Below are 17,652 nucleotides of genomic sequence, written 5' to 3'. Positions count from 1 at the left end.
ATTTTCAATTTTTGTGTTAAAATTAAGATGACATAAAAAACAATGGGAGGAAGTATGACATGAATAAGACAATTGGATTTATAGGTTCAGGAAATATGGGGAGTGCTATGATTGGCGGGATAACAAGCTCAAATCTAGTATCTCCAGAAAATATTATAGTTGCAGATCTCAATGAAAAGCAGTTAGATAAGGTAAAAGAAATTTATGGGGTAAATATTACTACGGATAATTTAAAAATAGCAAAAAAATGCGATATAATAGTTTTGTCGATAAAGCCTCATATATATCCAATGGTTATTGAACAAATCAAAAATGATATAAAAGAAGAGGCTATAATAGTGGTTATAGCTGCTGGGAAGGATATTGAAGATACTCAAGCTGCTTTTGGAAGAAAAGTAAAGGTAGTGAAGGTTATGCCAAATACTCCAGCCATGGTAGGGGAAGGAATGTCTGCAATAAGTCCTAGCAAGGAAGTTACAAAGGAAGAATTGGAAGAGATAATAAGTATTTTTGAGAGTTTTGGGAAGGCAGAGGTTGTAAGTAGAAATTTAATGGATGCAGTTACAGCTGTAAGTGGTTCATCTCCAGCATATGTTTATATGTTTATAGAAGCTTTGGCAGATGGAGCGGTATTGGAAGGTATGCCAAGGAATATGGCTTATAAATTTGCAGCTCAAGCAGTTCTTGGTTCTGCAAAGATGGTTTTAGAAACAGGTTTACATCCTGGAGAGCTTAAGGACAATGTATGTTCTCCTGGAGGAACTACTATAGAGGCAGTGGCTACATTGGAGGAAAAAGGTTTTAGGCATGCTGTTTTGGCAGCAATGGAAAAATGTGCAGATAAATCAAGAGAGATGAGCAAGTAAAAAAGATAAGAAAGCAGGGATAGTATGATTCCACTTAGGGATACTGTGCAGAGTAAAAAGGTTCCCGTGGCTACATTGTTTATTATAGCTATAAATGTAATAGTGTTTATAAATCAAGTGACAATGCCTTATGATGAATCTTTAAGTATGATATATAAATATGCTTTTATACCCTCACGATTTCTTAAGGGAATGAATCATCTTGAATCTTATATTCCGCTATTTACAAGCATGTTTATGCACGGAGATATACTTCATATACTAAGTAATATGTGGTCATTGTGGCTATTTGGGGACAATGTGGAAGATTATATGGGGACTTTTCGTTTTATTGTCTTTTATATATTGGTTGGCCTAATAGCAGGTTTTGCTCATTTTGTTTTCAATCCTATGTCAGATTTGCCAACTGTAGGAGCCTCTGGAGCTATTGCAGGAGTCATGGGGGCTTATTTCATAATGGTTCCTCATTCTAGAATAATAACATTGATTCCATTTTTCCCATTTTTCATACGAGTGCCATCTCAAATTTTTTTACTCATATGGTTTATAACTCAACTTCGTTCGGGAATCATGTCAGGTATTTCTGGAACTGTAGGTGGAGTGGCATGGTGGGCTCATATTTTTGGATTTTTGGGGGGAATAATACTATATAAAAAATTCAGAAGAGAGTAATACGATAGGCGAACCGTAAATTATTATTAAATCATGATTTTTCTATAAAATATTAAAAAAAGAAGATTTAGAGGATAGCATGCTTGCTATCCTTTTTAAATTACTGCTTCTGATATGGCAAGGTGGCCAAATAGTCTTTTTTATCAGAAACTTAATTGACTTGCTTATTTTGGACAATGTTTTCCTTTTACAGTATTTAAATTGTTTCACTATTTAGATAAAATCAAATTAAATACATAACAGTGAGGGGGGTTATATAATGAATAAAAAATTTATTGCTTTAACAATGGTTTTAGTATTAGCTATGGGGCTATTAGCTGCTTGTGGCAAGACAGATACTACTGATGGTAATACATCAGATGATACATCGGACGAGCTAGTAGTTTATTCACCTAATAGTGAAGATATTATTAATTTAGTAATTCCTGCTTTTGAAAAGGAAACAGGGATAAAGGTAGAATTAATTAGTGCAGGTACAGGAGAATTAATGAAACGTATTGAATCAGAAAAAGAAAATCCCTATGCAGATGTAATATTTGGAATAGCTGAAGCTCAATTTGCACAGAATCCTGATCTATATCAGGAATACGTTTCGCCAAATGATCAATATATGTTAGAAGGTCATAAAAACAAACATGGATATTTGACACCATATAATTCTGATGGCTCTTGTTTACTTGTTAATACAGATCTTATTGGAGATATAAAAATTGAAGGATATGAAGATTTATTAAATCCTGAACTAAAAGGCAAAATCGCATATCCTGACCCTGCTAGTTCTTCATCAGCTTTTAATCAATTGACCAATATGTTAGTTGCTATGGGTGGAGACTATGAATCACAAGAAGGTTGGGATTATGTAGGAAAATTAATTGAAAACCTAGATGGGAAAGTATCCGGTGGCTCTGGTGCAGCTCATAAGTCTGTAGCAGATGGAGAATATGTAGTGGCATTAACTTATGAAGACCCATCTGTATCCTATGTAAGAGATGGCGCGCCAGTTAAAGTAGTATATCCAAAAGAAGGTACTATATATGGAGATGCACATTTAGCTATAATAAAAGGTGCTAAGAATTTAGAAAATGCTAAAAAGTTTATTGATTTTGTCACTTCAAAGGAAATACAAGATGCTTTTGGAACAGAAATATTTATAAGGCCTTTGAGAGCAGATGCAGAATTAAGTGATTCTATGACACCGTTGGAAAATATTTCTACTTTAGAAGAAAATATAGAATATGTTACTGAACATAAAAATGAAATAGTAGAAAGATATATTGATTTGTTTACATCACTGCAAAAATAAATAGTTAGAAGGTGAATCATTTGAGTATATCTATAGATTTTAAAAATGTGGTTAAAAAATATGGAGATAATACAGTAATAAAAGGATTGTCACTGGAGGTTGAGAAGGGTGAGTTTTTTACCCTTCTTGGACCGTCTGGATGTGGTAAAACTACTTTACTTAGAATGGTGGCAGGATTTAATACCATAGAAGATGGAGAGATTTATTTTAATGAAAAAATAATAAATAATGTGCCTCCAAAGGATAGAAATATCGGCATGGTATTTCAAAATTATGCTATATTTCCTCATTTAACAGTGGCAAAAAATGTAGCCTTTGGTTTGGAAAATAGAAAAGTACCTAAGGCAGAAATAGAAGAAAAGGTAGATGAAATATTAAAAATAGTAAAAATTTACGAGTACAAAGATAGATTACCTGAAAATTTATCTGGTGGACAGCAACAAAGGGTAGCCCTTGCTAGGGCAATTGTTATTGAACCAGATGTGCTATTAATGGATGAACCACTGTCTAATTTAGATGCAAAACTTAGAATAGAAATGAGAAATGCTATTAAAGATATACAAAAGGATATTGGTATTACCACCATATATGTAACCCATGATCAAGAGGAAGCCATGGCTGTATCAGATAGAATAGCTGTTATGAATCATGGGGAAATACAACATGTGGGAACTCCCCAAAATATATATCAAAGGCCAGCCAATATATTTGTGGCAACTTTCATTGGTAGAACAAATATATTAGATGGAAAATTAATACCTAATAATAATGGATTTATTTTAAAAATTGGAGGATATACGGAAATTGTAGATAATTTAATTATTTCTAGGGAAATTGCAGATAGTATTCCAGTTCAAGTCTCTGTAAGACCAGAGGAATTTATTATTAAAAAAAATGGAGAAGGTATTAAGGCGAAAATATTAGATTCTATATTTTTAGGGCTAAATACCCATTATTTTGTGGAACTGGAAACTGGAGAAAGGGCAGAAATAGTCCAAGAGTCTACAATTGGAGAAATACTTAAGCCTAATACTGAAATAGGTTTAAAAATAAAAAAAGAAAAAATAAATATATTTAACAAGGAATCTCAGTTAAATTTAACTGAAGGAGTTGTGAATCATGTTATCCAAAAGTAAAAGATATGATATTTGGTCAATTATTACTTTAATTATATTTATTTTATATATTATTATGCTAGTGTTTCCATTATTCACAATACTTTCAAAGAGCATTCATGATGGGAATACAGGGAGTTTTTCTTTAGCTTATTTTAAACAATTTTTCAGTAAAAAATATTATTATGGCTCTTTATTTAATAGTTTAAAGGTTACTACATGGGTCACAATATTGACAATAATACTTGCAGTACCTTTAGCGTATATTATGGTTACTTTTAAAATAAAAGGAAAGTCTATAATTCAAGTATTAATTTTAATATCTTCCATGCAGGCACCTTTTATAGGGGCATATTCTTGGATATTGTTATTGGGGAGAAATGGAGTAATTACAAATTTCATGAAAGATGTTTTTAATATTGCAATGCCAGATATTTATGGCTTTACAGGAATATTGCTGGTTTTAACTTTGCAGTTGGTACCATTAATATATATGTACTTATATGGAGCATTGAAAAGTATTGATAAATCTCTATTAGAGGCTGCAGAAAGTATGGGCTGTACAGGCGTTAAGAAGGTATTTAAAGTGGTTATTCCACTAATTCTACCTACTTTATTAGCAGGAGCTTTATTGGTATTTATGAGGGCTTTGGCGGATTTTGGTACCCCTATGCTTATTGGTGAAGGCTATAGAACTGTTCCCGTTCTTATATTTAACGAATTTATATCTGAAGTAGGTGGAGATGACGGTTTTGCTGCAGCCATATCTGTTATAGTAATTATATTTGCTACAGCTATATTTTTATTACAAAAATATATTTCTAATAAAAAGGCTTTTTCTATGAGTGCTTTACATCCAATAGAGGCAAAGAAAGAAAGAGGATTAAAAAATGTATTGGCTCATATTTATGTTTATGGCTTTACTATAATAGCATTACTTCCACAGATTACTGTTATATATACATCTTTCTTAGATACTACGGGGAGAGTATTTTCAGGAGGATATTCACTAAAAAGTTATGAAATAGCTTTTTCTAAAATGGGAGATTCCATAGCAAATACTTTTTGTCTTGCAGGAGTATCTATAATAATTGTAATATTACTTGCTATATTGATAGCCTATATTACTGTTAGAAGGTGCAATCCTATTACGAATATGTTAGATATATTAACTATGTTTCCCTATATAGTTCCAGGTTCTATTTTAGGAATTGCATTACTTTTAAGTTTTAACAAGAAACCATTACTACTAAGTGGGACTGCCTTAATTATGATTATATCCTTTGTAATTCGTAGGTTACCTTATACAATTCGTTCCAGTGCTGCAATTCTTCATCAGATAAATATTAGTGTAGAGGAAGCAGCTATATCTTTGGGGGCTTCAAATATTAAGGCGTTTTTTAAAATTGTACTACCTATGATGTTACCAGGAGTTATATCGGGAGCTATTTTAAGTTGGGTAACTATTATTTCAGAATTAAGTACTTCTATAATTCTTTACACAGGAAATACTAAAACTATGACGATTGCCACTTATACAGAGGTAATTCGTGGTAATTTTGGAGTAGCAGCAGCTTTAGCTACTATACTTTCCTTAATTACTATTATATCTTTATTGATTTTCTTTAAGTTAACAGGAGAAAAGGAAATTACAATGTAGTATATAAATAAGCAATCTTTTAAAATGGATAAAGATTGCTTATTATTTTATATATAGGATTATGTTATAATAAATTGGAGTTTATTTTAAGGAGAATATACATGGAAATTAAAAATAGGAATTATAAAGAAAAAATCAAATACTTTTTTTTAAGATACGCTTTTATTCCTATTTTAATACTTTATATCTTGTTTTTAATTTTTATTATATTTACTACTAAAATAAGAGCGGTAAATGATGCCACTAGGTCTGGAGATTTAATAGGGGGAATTGTTTTAGAAGTATATGATAATTATTATAATGAAATAGAAAAAATGGCAAAGTCTAATACTGTAATTGATTTTGTAGATACCTATTTAAATAGTAATTTAGTTTATGAAGAATTTTATAAATTTAATAATAGCCAAAAAGTCAAATCTACATTTCATATTGTAGATAGTGAGGGCTTGTTTTTAGCTTATACTACACCTTCTGATCCAGATATTAATGATATTATTTTAAAAGATATAATACCAAGTATTAATAAAAATCCTAAAGAAGTTTTAACTGAAGCTAATAAAATAAAATTTCCCCATGATAGATACACTGTATATACTTTTGGCAAGGCAATATATAAGGATGAAGAGATTATAGGTTATATAGTATATCAATTGTATGAGGAAGATATTCAGAAATTAATCTTTGTCCAAGATGCAGAAGTTGTAGTAGTTACAGACCAATATGATAGAATTATTGCAACTACAAACAATATTGTAAAAGGACTTTTGAATAAATTTACCCCTGAATATACGGATGCTATGAGATATGTAAAAATTAGGAGTGGTAAATATCATATGGTTAAGAAAACGCTACCAGGGGGCAATATTAATATTTATACACTAAATTCTATTAAATACGATAGAGCAACTTTTATATATTATGGGATATTTGCAGGAATTGTTTCTTTATTATTATATATTTTAATAAATTATTTAGCAGAGAGAATGTCTTCTGAAAATACTAAATCCATAGATAAATTATTAATTGCTGTGAAAGACTTACAAAATGGCAATATGGATTCTTATGTGAATTTAGATACTGGGGATGAATTAGAAATATTGGCAAATCAATATAATATTATGTTGGACAGGCTTAATGAATTAATGAAAAAAAATCAAGAACTATCTGATATAAGAAGAATAAATGAAATTAAGCAGCTACAGGCTCAATTTAATCCTCACTTTATATTTAATGTCTTGGAAACTTTAAGATATACTATAATTATTGATCCAGTTCAAGCTCAAGAGATTATAATGAGTTTATCTAGAATACTTCGTTATAGTATAAAAAACGAAGAACAGAATGTACTATTTAAGGAAGATTTGGCCTATATAGAGGATTATTTAAGATTACATAAAATTAGATTTAAAGAAAGGTTGAATTATTCCATAAATATATCTAATGAAGTAAAAAACTCCTATGTTCCTAAACTGTTGTTGCAACCTATAATAGAAAATTCTATTAAATATGGTTATGGAGAAAAGGATTTCTTAAATATAGATATAGTTGGAGAGAGAATAGAGAAGAATGTGGTATTTCAAGTAAAGGATAATGGTAGTGGAATATCTGAAGCAGAACTTATTATCATTAAAAAAATTTTAGATAGTCAGGAAAACTTAAGTAAACATAGTGGGCTTTATAATATTCATAGAAGATTGATTTTATTGTATGGCAATGATTACGGAATAGAAATAGATAATGTTTATGGTGAAGGCATTATAGTTACTGTAAAAATACCCTATTTACCTTATGGGAGGGAAAAGGATGATGTATAAGGTATTGATTGTAGAAGATGAAGAAATGATTCGAAAAGGGATACATTATACCTATGATTGGATAGGTGCCAATTGCGTGGTAGTAGGAGAGGCTAAAAATGGTAAAGAGGGATTAGAAAAAATAAAAGAATTAGAACCAGATATAGTTTTAGTAGATATAAATATGCCTGTAATGAATGGAATTACAATGCTTGAGAAAAGTATTGATAAATATATTTATAGTGCCATAATAATATCAGGTTATGATGAGTTTGATTATGCTAAATCTGCAATTAAATTAGGGGTTAGTGAATATTTACTCAAACCAGTAGATAAAAAACAATTGTTTGAAGCTTTAGATATAGCAAAGGATGAGGTAGAACTTAAGAAAAGATATGAACTAGTAAAAGACAAACTAGAAGATATTGAAGATGTGGATGTAGTAAGGGGAGATTTTATTAATAGTGATTTTAAAGGTTCTAAGCATGTAAGAAATATGATTAAGTATGTAGAAGAAAATTATAGTGAAAAGATATGTATAAAAGATATGGTGGAATTAACAGGAATGAGTGATACCTATTTAAACCAAAAATTCAAAGAAGAAACTAGTTATACTTTTAATGAATTTGTAAATCGATATAGAATTCAAAAATCTATTAATATAATGAAAACAGGCAAAGGTAAAATATATACTATAGCTTATGATGTAGGTTTTAGCAATTATAGATATTTTATCTCTGTATTTAAAAAATACACTAAAGCCACCCCGAGTGAATTTTTGGAGTATTTTAAAAATAAATAATTATATTATAGATTGGGATGTCATAAAATGCAAGATGGAGATGAGGCAGATTATGGAAGATAGACGAAAAGGGTTTTTGGCAGTAATATTTGCAGGAATTATTTTTGGTTGTATGCCACTACTTGCAAAAAATATCTATGCCAATGGAGGAAATCCGCCAAATTTAGTTTTTTGGAGGTTTTTTATTTCAGTTCCAATTTTATATTTGATGCTTAGAAGTAATGATATATCCATTAAGCTGAGTAAGGAAGAATTGAAAAAATTGCTTTTAGTTGGCAGTATAGGCTCTGCAGGTACTGCTGTACTACTTTTTTTGTCTTACAATTATATTTCAACTGGAGTGGCAACTACAATACATTTTATGTATCCTGTGTTTGTAATATTGGAGAGTATTATATTTTTCCATGAGAAAGTAGACCCTATGAAAATATTTTGTACTGTCTTGTGTACTATAGGGATTTTGCTCTTATATGGAGGAGGTTCTGATATGAGTCCTATGGGAATAGGATTGGCATTTTTTTCAGGAATTACCTATTCTTTTTATGTGATGTATCTTGACAAAAGTGGACTTAAATCTATGAATTCTATCAAATTGACATTTTATATATGTCTAATTTCTTCGGCAGTCATGTTTGTTTTTAGTGTTTTGACGGGAAATTTCACTGTAAAGATGAACACAATGGCATGGCTACTTACTTCAATTTTGTCTATAATTGTCTCTTTGGGAGCTGTAAATTTGATGAATGTTGGGATAAGAATTATAGGTCCTCAAAATACAGCTATTTTAGGTACATTTGAGCCTATAACATCTGTCATAATAGGTATATTAATCTTTGGGGAACAATTCAGTATAAAGTTATTTATGGGCTGCATACTTATTTTGATCTCAGTTATTTTGATAGCAGTATTTGAAGGTAAGAGGGAATGAGTATATAATATAATAAATAAATATGACAGTGAGAGTAGCGTCCCTGTTGTTACAATATTTTTGATTGAGGTGATTAGATGAAAGGACAATTATTTGTTGGAGTATCTAAAAGTGAAATAGATGTTCCTGAAGGTATGAAAATGGCGGGTTATATGGGTAGAGATCAAGGAAATATAGGAACACATGATTCTATTTATACAAAAGCCATGACAATTTCTAATGGTTTAGAAAAAGCTATATTGATAACTAATGATATGTTGTGTGTAGATGAAGAAATGGTTAAAAAGGTTGTATCAAAGATTAAAGAAGAAATAGACATAGAGGAAAAGAATGTTTTTGTGTGTGCTATCCACACTCATTCAGGCCCTGAAATTATAAAGTGGATGCCTGGAGTCTACATAGATGATGAACATAAGAAATTAAAAGAAAAAATCATAGACATTATTGCAAAAAATGCAATAGAATCTACTAAAAACTTAATACTTTCTTATATGAAATTTGGGAAATCTGAAATCAATGGATTGGGAAGTAATAGAATAGATAAGGATGCGGATTTTGACAATTCAGTAAATGTCATAAGTTTTAATACTGAAGAGGACAAAATTGTAGGTGTGATAGTGAATCATGGATGTCATCCAACAATTTTGGGTTTAGATAATTTGTTGATTTCGGCTGATTATCCAGGAGTTGTGCAAAGAGAAATTGAACAAAAATATGGAGAAAATTGCATCTGCATGTTTATGAATGGAGCTTGTGGTGATATAAGTACAAGATTTACAAGGAAATCACAAGATTTCGATGAAGTGGAAAGAAAAGGTATGTTGCTATTTGACAAGGTTGTGGAAGCTATGGACAACTCTTTAGAATTGGATTGCAATGAAATATATTGCGTTAAAGAATATTTTAATTTTCCTAAAAAAGAACTTCCTAATCGTGATGTAGCTATGAAACATTATGAAGAAGCTAAGAGTAATAGGGAATTGGCTTTGCAGGGAGAAATTAGTTCTGATGATAAGAGATTAGCTGAAACCAAGTATCAAGGAGCAGCTATAACTCTTAAATTGATAGATACTTTAGGCAATGATTATGAAATAAATGCTCCAATACAAGTTGTGAAAGTAGGAGGTGTTGCGATAGTTGGTGTACCAGTTGAATTGTTTAATGAATTTGGTGTTTCAATTAAAAATAATTCAAAGGTAAAAAATACTTTAGTTGTAGGATATACTAGTGGTATGCTAGGATATGTTTATACAAAAGAGTCTTATGAAAATGGAGATTATGAGGCTTGGTCATCAATATTTGGAGGAATAGCTGGAGATTTTGTCGTAGATAAGTCTTTGAAATTGATAGAAGATATAATTAAATTGCGTGACTAATATTAAAAAAAGGTGGTTGCTGCAATGACAAATAAAGAAATAATAATGGAACAATTAAAAAAGATTACATTAGAAACTATAAGCGATGATATAAAAAAAATGGGAACTAATGCTCAGGAACTTTCTGAAATCACATCTTTAAATAGAACTTTGATAAGCCATTGTCTAAATATTTTAAACAAAGAAAAGAAATCAATAAAGATCAATACAAGACCAGTATATTTTATTGATTTAAAAGTTTTCGAGGAATACTTTAAAGTAGAGATGAAAGGTGAGTTGGTCTATAATAGTTTTGAAGAATTGATGGAAGTGAAAGATAAAACAAAAAACAATGAGCTTCATTTTCATACTGATGAAGATATATTTAAGGATTTGATAGGTTATAATGGTAGCTTAAGCTATCAACTGGAACAGTGCAAAGCAGCTGTAAAGTATCCACCTAAAGGGTTGGCAATGCTCATCGAAGGACCTACTGGTTCGGGAAAAAGCTATTTGGCCAGCAAGATTTGCGAATATGCCAAGGCAAAGGGCTATGTGAAAAAGGATGCACCTTTTTTAGTTTTTAATTGCGCTAAGTATTCAAACAATAAAGAATTACTTGCAGCTAGTTTGTTTGGATATAAAAAGGGGGCTTTTACTGGTGCCGAAGAAGATAGAAAAGGTATCATTGAAAGTGGAGATGGGGGGTATGTTTTTTTAGATGAAGTACACAGATTATCTCAAGAAGGTCAAGAGTTACTTTTCTATTTTATGGATAAAGGTGAATTTAGAAGAGTAGGGGAAAATGATATATATAGACATTCGGATGTCAGATTTATATTTGCTACAACTGAAGATCCAGATAGTACATTGTTGAATACCTTTTTAAGGAGAATACCTATAGTCATAAAAATGCCATCACTGAATGAGAGACCAAATAATGAAAAGTTTAAACTTATACATTATTTTTTTAGGAAAGAGGCTATGTCCATAGGATATAATATAAGGGTTTCCAGACATGCTTTGAGGATATTGATTGATGCTGATTTTGCTGGGAATGTAGGACAATTGGAAAATGAGATTAAACTTGCGTGTGCTAGAGCTTACAGCAAAAACGATTCTATTGAAGATAATGAAGATGCATATATAGATGTGGATTTGATGTCTCTTTCTGACAATCTTACGAATGATGTCATGAAAAGTAAAGTAAATTATATGGATAGTTTCTATAGTGGTTATATTTTACAGGATTTAATAGTTGGTGAATCAAACAACAACATTGAAATAATAGATAGAAAGCATGAAAACAAGGTTCATGAAAAATTTTATGATGATTTGTTAGAGCTTCTTTCTCAAATGGATCCGGATGAGAAAGATCCAGTAAAAATAGAAAGAATTCGAAATTTAATAGATGATTATTTTGGAAAATTGATACTTAATATAAATTCTTATAGCAAGGAAGATATTAGACATATTAGATTTGACAATCTATATAAATGTATTCATGATATATTTTCTACTTTAAAGACTAGATATGATATTAGATATCATGACAATCAGGTTTATAAGCTTACATGTTTTTTACAAAAGACTATGGAAGATTATTATAGTTTAGTTCTTAAAAATTATGAATTTGAAGTTAAAAAATATGTGACCTTGTTGAAGGATAGTTATTCAGAGGAATATGAGTTGGCGTATAAAATTGCAGATTTCATAAAATCTAATTTGGATCTCTCTATTGGAGATTTAGAGATGGTCATTATGGTTTTATATTTTATTAGTTTGACAGGAGAAGGAAATGTTGAAAGTGTAAAAGCTATTTTGATAGCTCATGGATATTCTACGGCTAGTAGTATCGCCAATGTGACAAATCATTTATTGGGTTCTAGTATTTTTGAATCTTTTGATATGCCTATTGAGACTAAAACTCAAGATATTGTAGATAAGATAAAACAATATTTTAAGGAAGTAAATACTTCAAAGGGTATCATTATATTGGTGGATATGGGTTCATTGGAAGAGATATATAAGGGATTGGAAGGTATACCTCATGGTACAATTGGAATTGTCAACAATTTGACTACGAAATTGGCTTTGAAAGTAGGGAGCGGTATAAAAAAAGGTCTAGCCGTAGAAGAAATAATCAAAGATGTGGAAGATAGAGAGTGCTATAAATGCAAAATTATATGTCCTAAAAACGAAAAAGAAAAAGCTTTGATAGTTACATGTTTTACTGGTATTGGAACTGCTATAAAAATCAGAGATCTTTTAGTTAAAAGTTTAGGAGAATATGCTGAGAATGTAGAAGTTATAGCATATAGCTATTTAGAACTTGAAAAAAACAAATACAATGACAATATTTTTAAAGATTTTGATGTAGTAGCTATCATTGGTACAGAGGATCCTAAAATTTCTGAAATACCGTTTTTATATCTTGAGGACATAATATCTACCAATGAAGGTTATATTGTAAGCAATATACTTAAGGATGTTATTCCTAAAGAAAAAATTCCTCAAGTAAAACAATCTATAATGAAGTATTTTACTTTGGAAAGCGTTTTGAGCTATATCACCATATTAAATCCAGATAAGATAATTGATCAGGTAGAAGTTGCTATTGAGACATTGCAATATGAAATGAGAAAACAATTTTCTGTAGATACTATAATATGTTTATATATTCATTTGAGTTGTCTGGTTGAAAGATTAGTGACTAAAACACAATTGGAAGAAGAGGGAATAGATGATATTGAAGCCTTCAAAGAGAAAAATAAATATTTTATTAGTGTTATAAAAAAGAGCTTTAGTGATATAGAAAATTATTATAGTGTTACTATACCTATTAGTGAGATATATTATTTGTATGAAATTTTAAATGTAAAACTTGATACTAGTTGTTGATATAAGAGGGTTTTGGGACCATGCTTTAAATAGTATAAAACTATTTGGCATGGTTCTTGCTTTATATAAGGACAGAAAAACAAATAGAAAATTGGGAGGGAAATTGTTTTGACAGGAATAATAATAGTCACACATTCAAATATGGCAGAAGGGATAAAAGATGCTGCTGAAATGATATTAGGAGAAAAAGAAGGATTTTTTGCAGTTGGTTATTATGTAGGAGAGTCTTTAGAAGATCTATACAACAAAATTGAAAATGTGATTTTAAAGAATACATGTGAAGAATGGGTTATATTTACAGATATGTTTGGAGATACACCATCAAATGTAGCCTCTATCGTTTGTACTAAATATGATGCTGTTGTTGTAACTGGTGCAAATCTAGGAATGATTATAGAAACTCTTGTATCAAGGGACAGTTTAAAAAGAGATGAATTTATAGATTCTTTGTTAAATGTAGGAAAATCAGATATTAGGTATATAGATAGAGATATTATTTTAAATAATATTGAAGAATAAAAGTTTAATTATATTTATAAGTGAAAGGAGGTGGAAAGATGAGTATCAGTATTTTTAGATGTGATGACAGATTAATACATGGTCAATGCATTGTTAGAGTTTTAAATGATTTCCATGTTAAAAAGATTTTATTGGTGGATGAATTTACAGCAACAAATCCAGTGATTAAAAGTGTTTATCAAATGGCTGTCCCACCAAGTGTAAAAGTAGAAGTTTTAAAACCATCTGAATCTTATGAGAAAATAAAGGAAGCTATTGGCAATGAAGTAAGCAATTTAATTCTTATTAAGGATCCTAAAGTAGCTTTTGAAATCTTTAAAAATGTAGATGGGCTAAAGAAAGAACTAAATATTGGACCTATGAGTAGCAGGAAAAACACTATTAAAGCCACATATTTTTCCAATCTTCTAAAAGAAGAAGCAGAAGCAATTGAAGGATTGCATCAAATGGGAGTTAGAGTATATTTTCAACAAGTAACAGACCAAAAGGAAATTGAATGGAGTTCTATTAGAGATAAAGTTTTGGAGGCAATAAAATAAGCAGAAAAATTAATACAAGGAGGGTATTATTATGAGCTTTTTTCAAGCGTTTTTAATTGCTCTTATAGGTTATTGTGGCTCTATTTATGGACCTTGGCTTTTAGGAACAATGGGTGGATGGTATACAATAGGTAGACCACTTATAGCAGGAGCCATTATAGGAGCTATACTAGGTGATATTAAAACTGGTATATTGATAGGAGCAGCTATACAGGCATTATATATTGGTCTTGTAACTCCTGGATTGTCTATGCCTGGAGATATAAACTTTGCTGCATATATAGGAATTCCACTAGCTATTGTGAGTGGTGCTTCTCCAGAATATGCAGTTAGCCTTTCAGTTCCATTGAGTTTTCTTGGAGTTGCTTTTGTGTATTTAGTAGTTACTGTAAATACTGTATTTGTGCATAAACAAGAAAAGTGGATAGAAGAAGGTAAATTTAAACTTGCCAATGCTGTACCAGTATTCGGAAACATAACTAACTTTATAGTTAGGTTTTTCCCAATACTTTTAGCAAACTATTATGGTGCTCCATATATATCTAAATTGGTAAGTATCATACCTGAATCTTTAGGAAATGTCTTTATAGTATTGGGTGGTATGTTGCCAGCAGTAGGTTTTGGTTTGTTGCTAAAATTCATGCTAAAAGACAATATAGAAATACTATACTTCCTATTTGGATTTGTTTTGGTTTCAGTATTTAAAATTTCCATCATACCAGCAACTATCATAGCTTTGTTATTTGCATATATGGATATTAAATATAATAAGACTAACAAAAATGACGGTGATGGGGAGGTGGCATAATGGCTGATAAAAAATTATCTAAAAAAGATTTACGTAAAGTATATCGCAACTGGGTAATGTATAGTTTGTCATGTCAAAACATGGAACGTATGGAAGCCCCAGCATTTGTTAGAAGTATGGGAGTAGTTGCAGATAAGCTTTATGACAATGAAGAAGATAAAAAAGAACTTTTAGCAAGACATACTCAATTTTTCAATACAGAACCTCTTATAGGATCTATCATACCAGGTATTGTACTAGGAATGGAAGAACAAAAAGCATCAGGACAAGATATACCAGATGAATTGATAGGAGGCATAAAAACTGCCTTGATGGGACCTTTGGCAGGTATTGGTGATTCTCTAATGGCTGGAACATTAGTGCCAATATTGTTAAGTATTGCATTGGGATTGTCAAAGGATACAGGAAGTATAGCAGGACCTATCTTTTATGTAGTAGCTTATTTGGGTATTATGATACCGCTTACATGGTTTTTATTTAACAAGGGATATACTACAGGTCTAAAATCTGCAGAGCTTATTCTAGCAGGCGGTAAAAAAGATATTATAACAAGAGCATTTAATATAGTTGGGTTAATAGTTTTAGGTGGAATATCCGCTCAATATGTAGGAGCAAATATTGGACTAAGCTATGCTTCTGGAGATATGGTATTGGAACTTCAACCAATGTTAGATGGAATATTTCCATCCCTTGTTCCATTGTTGTTGACTATAATGAGTTGGAGACTATTGGATAAGAGAAAGATGAATATTGGATGGGTATTTGCTATATTTATTGGAATAGCAATTGTTGGTTCTTTGACAGGAATTTTAGTACCTTAAATTTAATATATCCCAGCATTTTATGCTGGGATATGTTCTAACTAAAAAATCAAACATAAATTAAGGAGGAAAAAAATATGAATGAGCTATTAAATAAACTAAAAAATGGGCTAATAGTTTCTTGCCAAGCATTTGAAGATGAACCTTTGCATGGTTCTGATACTATGGCTAAAATGGCTGTAGCAGCTAAAATGGGAGGTGCTGTTGGATTAAGAGGTTGTTGGCCAAATGATATTAAGGCAATGAAAAAAGCAACTGATTTACCTATAGTAGGAATTTATAAAGTGATGGATGAGAATACAGATGTATCAAGAGATATAATCATTACTCCTACTTTTGAAACAGCTAAAGAAATTTATGATGCAGGTGCTGATATTATTGCACTAGATTGTACGAAGAGAAGAAGTAGTTTGGAAACTGAAAAATTAATATATAAAATAAAGTCAGAATTAGATGTCATGATAATGGCGGATATAAGTACTTTGGAAGAAGGAATAGATGCTGCTAAATTTGGAGTTGATATTGTTTCTACTACTTTATCTGGGTATACAAAATATAGTACTCAATCTAGTGGACCAGATTATGATTTGGTGCAACAATTAGCAGAAAAAATAGACAAACCTATCAATGCTGAAGGTCGCTATTGGGAGCCAGAACAAATGATAAAGGCTTTTGAATGTGGAGCATGGATGATAACTATAGGAAGTGCTATAACAAGACCACAATTAATAACCAAAAGATTTGCAGATAGATTGAATGAATACAATACAAAAGGAGAATAAAGGATGTTAGAGGCAGTTATTTTTGATATGGATGGAGTAATACTTAACAGCGAAGCCATATATGTAGAAGAAGGAAGGGAATTGTTTAAAACTTTGGGGATAAGTGTGAGCCCAGAGGAACATTATTCATATGTAGGTGGAACTACAGTGGATATGTGGACAAAAATAAAGAAAAATCACAAATTAGATGATTATACAGTAGAAGAATTGTGTAAAATGCAAATAGGTAGATTTAAAAAAAGATTAATTGAAGAGAAAAACTTAAAAATTAGCGAAGGGCTAGTTGATTTAATCAAAGATTTAAAATCTCACAATGTGAAAATTGCTATAGCTTCATCTTCTCCAAGGAGTATAGTAGATATTATAACTAAAAAACTTAATATATATGAATACTTTGATCTTTTAGTTTCAGGGGAGCTCGTGGAAAAAGGAAAGCCTGAACCTGATATTTTTCTAAAAACGGCTGAACTTTTGGGAGCTTTTTTAGACAAAACTATAGTCATAGAGGATTCACGCAATGGAATAACTGCTGCCAATAGAGCCAATATAAAGTCTGTAGCATATAAAAAATATGCAATGTCGGAGGAAAGCATACCTAAAAATGCTGACTTAACTATAGATGATTTTCATGAAATAGATTATGATGTATTAGATAATTTGCTGAAAAAATAATTTTATTATGTAGAAATATGTCGAATAATATCACAAAAACTTATAAATACCTTGATTTTCGAAAATATATGTGTTAGAATTGTGTTGATAAGATGTATATACAACATAACATCATA

General features: G+C 30.6%; 16 protein-coding genes. All 16 read left to right on the top strand.

The window, feature by feature from the left end; all coding sequences use genetic code 11:
- Positions 1-59: 59 nt before the first annotated feature.
- The 16 genes from proC (at position 60) to BUA21_RS01800 (ending at position 17,536) form a co-directional block, all read left to right on the top strand.
- Complete coding sequence (proC, locus tag BUA21_RS01875; protein WP_072742822.1) at positions 60-866, top strand: pyrroline-5-carboxylate reductase; 807 nt, start codon at positions 60-62, stop codon at positions 864-866.
- Positions 867-890: 24 nt separating this feature from the next.
- Entirely contained in the window at positions 891-1,538 is a 648-nt protein-coding gene (locus tag BUA21_RS01870; protein WP_072742821.1) for a rhomboid family intramembrane serine protease, read from the top strand.
- Positions 1,539-1,797: 259 nt separating this feature from the next.
- Complete coding sequence (locus BUA21_RS01865) at positions 1,798-2,841, top strand: ABC transporter substrate-binding protein (protein WP_072742820.1); 1,044 nt, start codon at positions 1,798-1,800, stop codon at positions 2,839-2,841.
- 20 nt (positions 2,842-2,861) lie between these two features.
- A complete protein-coding gene (locus BUA21_RS01860) occupies positions 2,862-3,977 on the top strand; it encodes an ABC transporter ATP-binding protein (protein WP_072742819.1) in 1,116 nt (371 codons plus the stop codon).
- Positions 3,961-5,616: an ABC transporter permease gene (locus BUA21_RS01855; RefSeq protein WP_072742818.1), complete on the top strand. Its 1,656-nt coding sequence runs from the start codon at positions 3,961-3,963 to the stop codon at positions 5,614-5,616. Before BUA21_RS01860 ends, BUA21_RS01855 begins: the two co-directional genes overlap by 17 nt.
- Positions 5,617-5,717: 101 nt before the next feature.
- A complete protein-coding gene (locus tag BUA21_RS01850) occupies positions 5,718-7,430 on the top strand; it encodes a sensor histidine kinase (protein ID WP_072742817.1) in 1,713 nt (570 codons plus the stop codon).
- Positions 7,420-8,211 (top strand): response regulator transcription factor, encoded by a 792-nt coding sequence (locus BUA21_RS01845; RefSeq protein WP_200796491.1) that lies wholly within the window; start codon positions 7,420-7,422, stop codon positions 8,209-8,211. The genes BUA21_RS01850 and BUA21_RS01845 overlap by 11 nt, the downstream gene beginning before the upstream one ends.
- A 52-nt stretch (positions 8,212-8,263) precedes the next feature.
- On the top strand, positions 8,264-9,139 hold the full coding sequence (locus BUA21_RS01840) for a DMT family transporter (RefSeq protein ID WP_158281629.1): 876 nt from the start codon (positions 8,264-8,266) through the stop codon (positions 9,137-9,139).
- 77 nt (positions 9,140-9,216) lie between these two features.
- Positions 9,217-10,515 (top strand): neutral/alkaline non-lysosomal ceramidase N-terminal domain-containing protein, encoded by a 1,299-nt coding sequence (locus BUA21_RS01835; RefSeq protein ID WP_072742816.1) that lies wholly within the window; start codon positions 9,217-9,219, stop codon positions 10,513-10,515.
- A 24-nt stretch (positions 10,516-10,539) separates the two neighbouring features.
- Positions 10,540-13,395, top strand: coding sequence for a sigma 54-interacting transcriptional regulator (locus BUA21_RS01830; RefSeq protein ID WP_072742815.1), 2,856 nt, complete (start codon positions 10,540-10,542; stop codon positions 13,393-13,395).
- A 108-nt stretch (positions 13,396-13,503) separates the two neighbouring features.
- The gene (locus BUA21_RS01825; RefSeq protein WP_072742814.1) at positions 13,504-13,914 is read left to right on the top strand and encodes a PTS sugar transporter subunit IIA; all 411 of its coding nucleotides are present in this window, start codon (positions 13,504-13,506) and stop codon (positions 13,912-13,914) included.
- Positions 13,915-13,952: 38 nt separating this feature from the next.
- Complete coding sequence (locus BUA21_RS01820) at positions 13,953-14,453, top strand: PTS system mannose/fructose/N-acetylgalactosamine-transporter subunit IIB (protein WP_072742813.1); 501 nt, start codon at positions 13,953-13,955, stop codon at positions 14,451-14,453.
- A 31-nt stretch (positions 14,454-14,484) separates the two neighbouring features.
- Positions 14,485-15,261 carry a PTS mannose/fructose/sorbose/N-acetylgalactosamine transporter subunit IIC gene (locus BUA21_RS01815; protein WP_072742812.1) on the top strand — a complete coding sequence of 259 codons (777 nt, stop codon included), beginning with the start codon at positions 14,485-14,487 and terminating at the stop codon, positions 15,259-15,261.
- Entirely contained in the window at positions 15,261-16,082 is an 822-nt protein-coding gene (locus BUA21_RS01810; protein WP_072742811.1) for a PTS system mannose/fructose/sorbose family transporter subunit IID, read from the top strand. The genes BUA21_RS01815 and BUA21_RS01810 overlap by 1 nt, the downstream gene beginning before the upstream one ends.
- 77 nt (positions 16,083-16,159) lie before the next feature.
- A complete protein-coding gene (locus BUA21_RS01805; protein WP_072742810.1) occupies positions 16,160-16,864 on the top strand; it encodes an N-acetylmannosamine-6-phosphate 2-epimerase in 705 nt (234 codons plus the stop codon).
- A 3-nt stretch (positions 16,865-16,867) separates the two neighbouring features.
- Complete coding sequence (locus BUA21_RS01800; RefSeq protein ID WP_072742809.1) at positions 16,868-17,536, top strand: HAD family hydrolase; 669 nt, start codon at positions 16,868-16,870, stop codon at positions 17,534-17,536.
- Positions 17,537-17,652: the final 116 nt, after the last annotated feature.

Source organism: Sporanaerobacter acetigenes DSM 13106, assembly GCF_900130025.1.
GTDB classification, from domain to species: domain Bacteria; phylum Bacillota; class Clostridia; order Tissierellales; family Sporanaerobacteraceae; genus Sporanaerobacter; species Sporanaerobacter acetigenes.
This window is presented reverse-complemented; position numbering and strand designations above follow the sequence as displayed.